The sequence below is a fragment of the Sulfitobacter sediminis genome (assembly GCF_040811725.1).
GTDB classification, from domain to species: Bacteria; Pseudomonadota; Alphaproteobacteria; order Rhodobacterales; family Rhodobacteraceae; genus Sulfitobacter; species Sulfitobacter sediminis.
The window spans coordinates 1-8,512 of record NZ_JBFNXX010000050.1 but is presented as its reverse complement, the minus strand read 5'-3'; the positions used below and the strand labels follow the sequence as shown (position 1 = coordinate 8,512).

5 protein-coding genes and 1 pseudogene are annotated in these 8,512 nt (G+C 57.6%); 1 reads left to right on the top strand and 5 read right to left on the bottom strand.

Annotation, left to right across the window (positions count from 1 at the left end; all coding sequences use genetic code 11):
* Window positions 1-187 precede the first annotated feature (187 nt).
* Complete coding sequence (locus AB2B41_RS22490; protein ID WP_367880067.1) at window positions 188-1,627, top strand: IS1182 family transposase; 1,440 nt, start codon at window positions 188-190, stop codon at window positions 1,625-1,627.
* Window positions 1,628-2,011: 384 nt separating this feature from the next.
* On the opposite strand, the gene AB2B41_RS22485 is transcribed toward AB2B41_RS22490, so the two are convergent.
* The 5 genes and pseudogenes from AB2B41_RS22485 to AB2B41_RS22465 all read right to left on the bottom strand — a co-directional run.
* A complete protein-coding gene (locus AB2B41_RS22485; protein WP_367880066.1) occupies window positions 2,012-5,392 on the bottom strand; it encodes a S1 family peptidase in 3,381 nt (1,126 codons plus the stop codon).
* 160 nt (window positions 5,393-5,552) lie between these two features.
* Window positions 5,553-5,906 (bottom strand): isopenicillin N synthase family oxygenase, encoded by a 354-nt coding sequence (locus AB2B41_RS22480; protein ID WP_367880065.1) that lies wholly within the window; start codon window positions 5,904-5,906, stop codon window positions 5,553-5,555.
* A 45-nt stretch (window positions 5,907-5,951) separates the two neighbouring features.
* Entirely contained in the window at window positions 5,952-7,499 is a 1,548-nt protein-coding gene (locus tag AB2B41_RS22475) for a peptidoglycan-binding domain-containing protein (RefSeq protein ID WP_367880064.1), read from the bottom strand.
* Between the two features lie 345 nt (window positions 7,500-7,844).
* A complete protein-coding gene (locus AB2B41_RS22470; protein ID WP_367880063.1) occupies window positions 7,845-8,231 on the bottom strand; it encodes a transposase in 387 nt (128 codons plus the stop codon).
* A gap of 54 nt (window positions 8,232-8,285) precedes the next feature.
* Window positions 8,286-8,512 (bottom strand): annotated as a pseudogene (locus tag AB2B41_RS22465) (IS110 family RNA-guided transposase); the annotation flags it as partial.

Sequence of the window (8,512 nt, the reverse complement as noted above, 5' to 3'; positions counted from 1 at the left end):
GGAGCCCGGGGGTCCCGGGCGTCATCGACACAGACAGTACCGCTCCACCGCGCTCAGAAGTCCAGTCAAACGTGCAGATAATCTTCTAAGCAGACCTTGGTGAAACCTGCAGCGAATGACGGCCAAGAGCCGAGGCTGTGTAAAAACTCTTGATGAGTTATGCTTTCGGCAAAGACCGGAGGTGAGCATGTCGGGCTACATTGAGGGAACTGATCGGGGACAGGTCACGCTGTTTCCGGAACGGCTGGAGGACTGGATCGGCGAGGACAATCCAGTCCGCGTCGTCGACCTTTTCGTGGACGAGATCGATCTTGCAGAGTTGGGCTTTGGTCGTATGGCTCCGGCTTCGACGGGTCGGCCTGGGTATCATCCATCGGTTCTGCTGAAGCTCTTCATCTATGGGTATCTGAATCGGGTCCCTTCCAGCCGTGCGCTGGAGCGGGAGGCCGGTCGCAATGTCGAGGTGATGTGGCTGACGGGCCGATTGGTCCCGGACCACAAGACGATTGCCGATTTCCGGCGCGACAACGGGCCAGCCATCCGAAAGACCTGTGCGCAGTTCGTCGAGCTCTGCCGCAGGATTGGCGTGTTGAAAGGCGAGTGCATTGCGATCGACGGCTCCAAATTCAAGGCAGTGAACAACCGTGATAAGAACTTCTCCAAGGGTAAGATCGCCAGCCGGATTGCACATCTCGAGGCGAGCATCGATCGCTATCTAAAGGAGATGGTGCGGATCGATCGGCATGAAGAGGGAGAGGCGCGGGCTGAGAAGATCGCCAACCTGGCGCAACGCACCGGCCGCATCCGGCAGGCGATCCAAAGCCTGCAGGACATGGAACAGGTGTTGAGGCATGCCCCCGACAGCCAGATTTCCCTGACTGACCCGGACGCCCGTTCCATGGCGACCAGCGCCAGGGGGAGTGGCTTTGTAGGCTATAACGCGCAGGTCGCGGCGGACACTGAGACCCATCTGATCGTGACATATGACGTTATCAATGCAGGACATGACCGCGAGCAACTGTCGCCGATGGCAAAGGGAGCGAAGGCTGCGCTCGGTCGTGACGAGATAAGCGTGGTCGCCGACAAGGGCTACTTTAGCGGCCGGGAGATACTGGCCTGTCACGAGGATGGGATCACCACGACCCTTCCTCGGCCAGAGACCTCGGGCAACCGGAAGAAAGACATGTATGTGAAGGCAGACTTCGCCTATGACGCAGATGCGGATGTCTACCGGTGCCCGGCAGGCGAGACGCTGGCATATCGATACACCACTGAGGAAGCAGGTCTGGTCTTGCGGCGCTACTGGGCCAGTGTCTGTCAGACCTGCCCGGTCAAGGCGCGCTGCACCACAGGGAAAGAGCGCCGGATCACCCGATGGGAGCACGAGCATCTGGTCGAGGCGATGCACGATCGCATGAGCCGCGATCCCGCCCTTATGGGTCTGCGCCGCTCGACCGTCGAACACCCGTTCGGCACCATCAAGGCCTGGATGGGCGCAACGCACTTCCGAATGCGCAGGCTCGGAAACGTCCGCACCGAGATGGCATTCCACGTGCTCGCATATAACATCAAGCGCTTGATCGCCCTGATCGGGGTACGGGGACTTTTGGCCGCCATTCCAGCCTAAAGAGAGGCGCTTGGCCTAGATCGCCCGCCCATAAGCACAGCAGCCTCCCCTATCCGCGTCCCTCCAGCCCAAGGAGCGCCAAAGTCGCCAAGAAACCGAGCCAGCCGGTAAAGACTGGCACTACGTCCTCCGCAAACAGAAATCAGGCGAGTTTCCACACAGCCTCAGCCCTTTGCGGACACTTGTCTGACTTTCGAAATATGAGGCCGGGCGTTCGGGTGTCGGGGAAATAAAATCGACCGCAAAAAACTGGACTGTTCAAGGTCAATTTTGGTGGCTCATGTGCGAGAGCACCTTTTTGGGTGTTCGCAAAATGCGCGGACATGGTCATCTTCGTTCGTCCCGTCAGAGCCAGTTTCGTACTTTTTGCCACTAGACTCCGGACTACTGACCGCAGGCCTCATCGCTTGAAGCCAAGTCCTTGATGCCAATTTCGTCAAGAAAGTCCACCAGATCGCTTCCGGCCAACGACAGATAGGCTGCCCGGTTCAAATAGTTCTCGTCTTCTTCACCCCAGGTGTTTACCCCTACGACGCGTCCACACATGTCCACGAGCGGACCACCACTGTTTCCGTGCGAAATGAGAGCGGTGTGAACGATCACCGGTATGCCGCTCGAACGCCTCTGAACAACACTCACTTCGCCAGTGGTAAAGACCATGTCGGGCGCAACTGTGAGGTCTCCTTCAAGGAGACGCCTGCGTTTCGGGTCGTTCTTTGTAATGAACGCGGGATAGCCGGCGGAAATGACTTGAGCCAGATCGTTTACTTTCGAAGCCACGATCATCGGGTCCACAGGCAATTCTTCATCAAACGAAAGCAGCGCGTAGTCTCTGCTGTTCGCAGTCTCTCCGTATGGTTCGCCGGATTTCGCGACAAGTTTAGCCGAGTAGCCTTTTCCAAGCGCCGCGTTAATGACCCATAGATCAGAGAGGTCGCTTCCCTCGATGACATGGCGATTCGTGACCAGGAGCCTTCGATTTATGAAGAACCCGGTCCCCATGCCGTCGGAAGTCAGAACAAGGGCGGCAGAACGCTGCAATTGGGCCGCGACTGCCTGCTGGTTGCCCCCAGCGTATGAGGCCAAGGCGGTGAGAGACCGGTTCCCCAGAAGCATCCCTGAGCGCATCTGCCATTCCCGAACCGAAATCGCCGCCTGCCCATTGGCGTCTCCCAGTTCGTACCCAACCAACATTTCCTGTCCGGGAAGCGCCTCAACCAAACGAAGCTTGGCGTGAACGAATTCGCCATCCAAGTCGAGGACGCGCAACGTGTATCCACGGTCCACATTTAGCGTTCCAGGCGACGCGAGCTCCACGACCTGATGACCAGCCTCGTCCAGGTCGCAGATAAAATCACGAACCGGCATTGGATCATCGCCACCAAGTATGTCGATGTCATGATCGGAAGAGGTGCGGTCGACGCGAGAAACGGCATCATCGCAAACGGCATGCAGCAATTCAGCCGAACGCGCCAGAGCTGACCGTCGATATAGTTCAAACGTAGCTAGTGTGGTGGACATTTCCGTGAATTTCCCGGCGTCTGCAACAAGCAACGCCGCATTTTCTCGCGTTGGCGCCATCTTAGCGATTTCCGCTTCATAGATCGGGTGATGCTCTTCTAAGATGATTTCCTGCCGCTCGGCGGCAACGCGCCTTAACATGCTAGCGTGGTTACTTGCGCCGACAGCTTCAAACCTACTTGCCTGCGCCTCGCCCAACTCAATTGCTGAGAGATTTCGCAGTGGGTCGCCGGTCAATCCCATTATTTTGCTCTTCGCAGTCGATGCCAGGCCACCCAGGATCTCTTGGCGCCGGCTCATGGCTGCCGGAAGATAGGATTGAAGACCCACAATGGTGGCCTGATGGACCCTGATCAATTCGGCCGCGCGGTCGACTTCGGAAATTGAAGGCCAATCTTCCGATAAAGCCTCGAGTTCGCGCTGAAAATTGCCGAATTCTTCGGTGGCCACGCGACTTGCGGCTTGAGTTCCTGCGGCAATGATTGCTTCCGAGGCGCGTTGGCTCGCGCGTGTGTCGCCAAATAGTTCGGCCTCTTTTTGTGACCTCGAAACTATTTCGAAAGTATGTTCCCATCCGCGTGGCTGAGCGGACGTTGCAAAATCCGAAATGCGTCCAATTGAAACGTCAACAAGCTGGTCGTAGATCTCATTGGCTCTTGCCACCGCAGCGGATTTGTACGAGCCCCGGACATCCTCTGCCGTCACCTTCAACAATGCATCAAGGTCTTCGTACGCGACAACGGCTTTTTCGGCTCCGGCGAAGGTCTCTGGGAGAGCATTCAGATCGCGAACGTAACGCTGAAGGCCTTCACTAGCGATTTCCCTGCCACGATCCCGGAACGCGGTCTCGTACCTTTCCAAAGCTTCTATGTTTGGTGCTTCTCCGACGGTTGCGAGGATCGTGCTGCGCCTATGTGCGATCATTCGCAGGCCGTTCAAATCCGTGGGAACGTCCTGAAGCGCGTCGATTTCACGTTCGACAAGTGCCACGCGGATAGCCTCGTATCTCTTGTTTGCATCACGGGCGATTGTCTCCAGTCTTGCGCGATCTAGGGCGATCGTATGGACCTCCGCTTCTGCTGCAATTCCCCCGAGAACCGAAAGGCTACCCGGGTCGACGGGCAAGTTAGCAATCGTCGAGGCGGCCAGATCAAGGGCAATCTGCGACCTCCGGGCGCCAACCCTTTGCAGAAAGTCATTTTGCTCGCTTGGCCAGAGCCCCGAAGTCATCTCGGAACTGTCCGTCGAGAGAGCGGCAACTCGGGCGAGTCCATCGGGCGAGACAGGGATACTCTCGAGGTCTTCCAACTGTTGCCTAAGCCAAGACCGGATTTCTCTTCTTTCTTCCACTTTCCGCTTAAGCGCTTGCGGATCCATCCGGTGCGGCATGTTCATAAACCCCGTACGAAAAACTGCGTTGTAAGGCGGCGTTCGCCGAAGTTCGCGCGGGCAACGCATATAAATATTCTGAAAGATCCGGGCTCGCTCCGCGGCTCCGGCTTCGTCGAAACGCCGTCCGAAAATTGGCACGAAATCTTCATCGCTGAACAAGTTCGCCGTCACGTCTTCCAGTTCACCGGCGTTGATGGCGAGAAAATCTGCCTGCGGATATTCGGTGTATAGTCGTTGCACCCAACTCGACAGGACGTCGCACTGTGCGCCCACCGAGGTTGCATCCGTGAACAACCGACCTTTAGCCGCTTCAGGCCGGGTAGGTTCGGATTCCGAGTTAGCACGACCTCCATGCCGAGAGTTCGGCTCGTTGGGTTGCTGCGAGGCGGTGTCATTACTCACGGTCCCCGGCACAAGTGCGTCTCGGTATGCGTCGGCAATACGCCTGTCCGTGATTCTCGTCGAAACCCGGGGAGCAGCGGTGTTCGCAGACTGTATCGAACCCTGGTAAACACGACGTTGTGCAATATAGCCCCTGATTGCGATATTTCTGACGACCGTGCAGGAGTTGGTCAGGATCCCCGGAAGCTCGTACAGAAACGCATTCAACTCTGGCTGCTCGCCGGCAAACACGGAGTCAGAGCGAATTCGGAGATTGACGTTTACTTGAATTCGGCACCAGCCCTTCTTCGGCACCTGAACGAATGCAGCAAGATTGTCGCTGCGAAAGGCAAGGAATTCGTCCGCCCCCGGAGTTTCAAACTCGTCAGAGCCGAAGGCGAATGATGGGCCCATGAAGGAACATAGAAAAACCGCTGCAAGTGCCGCCCTCAAAAACTCACCTACCATCATCGAATTCTCCAAAATAGATCGACGCGCGGACAGTTTGAGCCATTTGAAGGACTATTCAGAGGCGTCGACTTGCACTCAGTCTCCCGAGGTAACGGCCCGCCAAGCCATCAATTAAGCCTCGCACTTTCCGCCCGGTATTCAACGACTAAAAATTAACAAATTAGCGCGAATTTACCAAGGCGGCTGATGGTATGGCCCCATAATCGGAATGTGCCCCGGCTCCTATTTCGCTCGCGGCTCCTGACGCGGGTGGATAATGCGGGAGGCGAATGGCCGACATTGGCTTGGAAAAAAGCGAAACAAAGTAGTCGGCAGGCAGGCCCAGGTCTTCCGCCATCACGCTTAGCAACGCCTTCGCCTGAGCTTGGCAGGCGTCAAAATACTCGAGCATCGTTTCGGCGAACCCGGGAACGTCGGGCCGACGGTTCACGCCTCGAAACGCTTCATTCGCGAGTATTGCAGAGTCGTCAACTGCAAGATCGTACCCGATGTTGAAGGTCTCTTTGGTATCCAATTCAGGTCGCGTTTCGCTGAGCGACTCGTTGCCTGGCTTGATCGACTACTTAGTGGGTTGGCACTGGCCCTGCCTACGCATTTCCAATGTGCAGATTATTGTGGGCTCGGAGGGAGCAGGTTCAGCGCTTATTGCTGCCGCGGCCTCACGTATCGCCGCGTCCGAATCCGCTTTTTCGCGAACTCTTTGGCCGACCTCCTGTACTATTTCCTCGGTTTCCTCGAATCCAGCCTCGTTGCCCAGGGTGCGCACAAGTTGCTCCGCGGATTGAATTGCATACTCGGTTGAAGCTGCCCGTCCCTCACGCTCCGCTTTGGCAGCCGCCGCCTCGGGATCGACATAAAACGCATTTGTCTCGGACGGTTGGACTTGCGTCGTCGTGGTCGAAGTCGGTGGCGTGTAGTTTGCGATTGCTTCTTCGCGAGCTTGACGGCGGGCCTCTTCGCGGGACTCAGCAGTTGAGGTGTTCCCCTGTCTCTCGACGGTGCCAATTCCGGTGCCGGTCGCCGAGGCTGTCGTTTCACCGTACGTCGTCTGGCGCTGACGCGTTCTGGTGACGACAGTGGTGTTTTCCGTTGTGCCAGCCTCCGGCGCAGGTCCTTCTGTCGTCTCCGTTGCACCGCCTTTGATCGCGGGAAGCGAAGCCGCTTTTCCTGCTGCCTCGCTTTCAGTAACCGACTGCTGTGATGCCGCGGACGCTGTCGCCACGGTGCCTGCCTGTTCGCCTGTCTCTAGAGCTGGCTGGTTTCCCTGCAGGACAGTCGCTTGCTCAATAGCATTCGAAACTGCCTGATTGGGGTCGGCTGATTCCGGGGCAGGCAGGAGATTCGCTTCTGCATTGGCTGCACTGTTCCCGCCGCCAAATTCAAAGACCGGAAGACCCGTGGTCGTAGCAACTCCGTTCTGTAACGCGTTTGGATTCGGTAGCGAAAACCCTCCCGGCAGGCTCTCAAGAAGACCGGGCGGTATGGAGCCCGGCTTGATTGCGCCAGGTGGCAGATTTGCGCCCTGTAGCGCGCTTGCCGCCGCCGCGACACTTGCTGCCGATTGGCTGCTTAGATCGAAGTTAGGCATCTGTCCCACCGGTAGTGGAACCCCAGCCGAGCCAGGTGGCGTGGCTAAGGGAACTTGCCCGGCGCCCAGTGATAAGACGCTTGCGGCATTTGCAGCCGACTGCGCCGTTGAATTGCCGCCAGATTGCATGATTGCCAAGGCGGCAGCGGTCGCAGTAACCCCGGCTGCACCGCCGTTCAGGAGCAGCGACTTCTGTACCGGGGTCAACTGACCGGTGCCTGCGAACCCATTTGCAACCTGCCAATTTAATATGGCCGCGCGCGTTCGCTTTCCGGGAATCCCGTCTACCGGTCCTGCGTCATAACCCGTGCGATTCAGAGCGGCCTGAATTTGCATGGCTTCGGTCTGCTGAGATGCGCCGGTGCTGGCCGCCTGAGGCGTTTTTGCTTGGTTCAAAGCCTGTCCGACAATGCCGGTAACAAGTCCCTGAACGACGTCTGAGCTTTGGCCGTATCCCGGTCCAGCACCTGCAATAAGAACCGCAATAAAAGGACCCAGGACAATATTCTTGTATAACATGGTGCGTTCCCCCGCGCGGGAATATACCATGAATCCTTCGTTTTTTGAATTCCGCTGTGATTCTGCCGCGGACCAATGGCCGCTTCTCTAATCGGGCGTTTGGGTCAAGTTCATTTCATCGCTTCATTTCCGTCAGTTTGGATCATTGTCTCTCATCCGGGTCACGCTTCTCTTCGCAGTCATTGTTGGCCCGGTTCGATTGGACCGCTGCATGCATGTGTCGGATCGGTCGCGGAGCGCCCAGCTTCGTCTCGCGCTTCGAGTGGCGCAGCAGCCATTTTCGGCGTCATCCGCAGACCTCGTCCGGTGAGGGACGATCCCGTCATTGATTGTCGAAGGTTCAGTTCATACGGCGCCCTCCAACGGTCTCTGACGGAACTCGGTGTTGTCTGCCCACATGCGGTGCATGACGACAGCAAGCTTGCGGGCAACGGCGACGACGGCTCTGCGGCGGCCTTTCCGGCGCATGAGCCGAAGACCCCAGCTCTTGATTTCAGAGCTGGCGACGGATCGCATCATCATCGCGTTCGCCGCTGCGTAGAGCGCGGATCGAACGTCGGCGTCACCTGCTTTCGAGATACGGCCAGGGTTGTCCATCTCCCCTGACTGGTAGCGCCTCGGTGTCAGGCCAAAGTGCGCGGCGACGGTCCTTGAACTGGTGAAGCGTTTGGGATCATCCACTGCCGCCTTGAAAGTCAGGGCAGCAATCGGCCCCACGCCGGGGATCGCCATGAAGCGCAGACAGGTCTCATCATGGTTGGCAGCTTGCTTGACGCGTCTATCCAGTTACCGGTACGTGGCAAAGAGCACCGCGCGGGCGTCCAACAGCGGCAGCAAGGCATGTGACAGGTCTGGGTCTGCTTCGATGATGGGACGCACCCTCTCATCAAAGGACGCCTGATCGACACGAGATGGCAGGCGCAACCCAAAGACCCTGAACAGCCCGCGTATCTCGTTCGCCAGATCAATGCATTTTCGCTGAACTGCCTTTCGACTGCTCAGTAACGCACGGA

What these genes read in the sequence shown, in the direction of transcription:
- AB2B41_RS22490 (WP_367880067.1), top strand. Translation starts at nt 188, where the DNA reads ATGTCGGGCTACATTGAGGGAACTGATCGGGGACAGGTCACGCTGTTT.
- AB2B41_RS22485 (WP_367880066.1), bottom strand. Translation starts at nt 5,392, where the DNA reads ATGATGGTAGGTGAGTTTTTGAGGGCGGCACTTGCAGCGGTTTTTCTA.
- AB2B41_RS22475 (WP_367880064.1), bottom strand. Translation starts at nt 7,499, where the DNA reads ATGTTATACAAGAATATTGTCCTGGGTCCTTTTATTGCGGTTCTTATT.
- AB2B41_RS22470 (WP_367880063.1), bottom strand. Translation starts at nt 8,231, where the DNA reads ATGGCGATCCCCGGCGTGGGGCCGATTGCTGCCCTGACTTTCAAGGCG.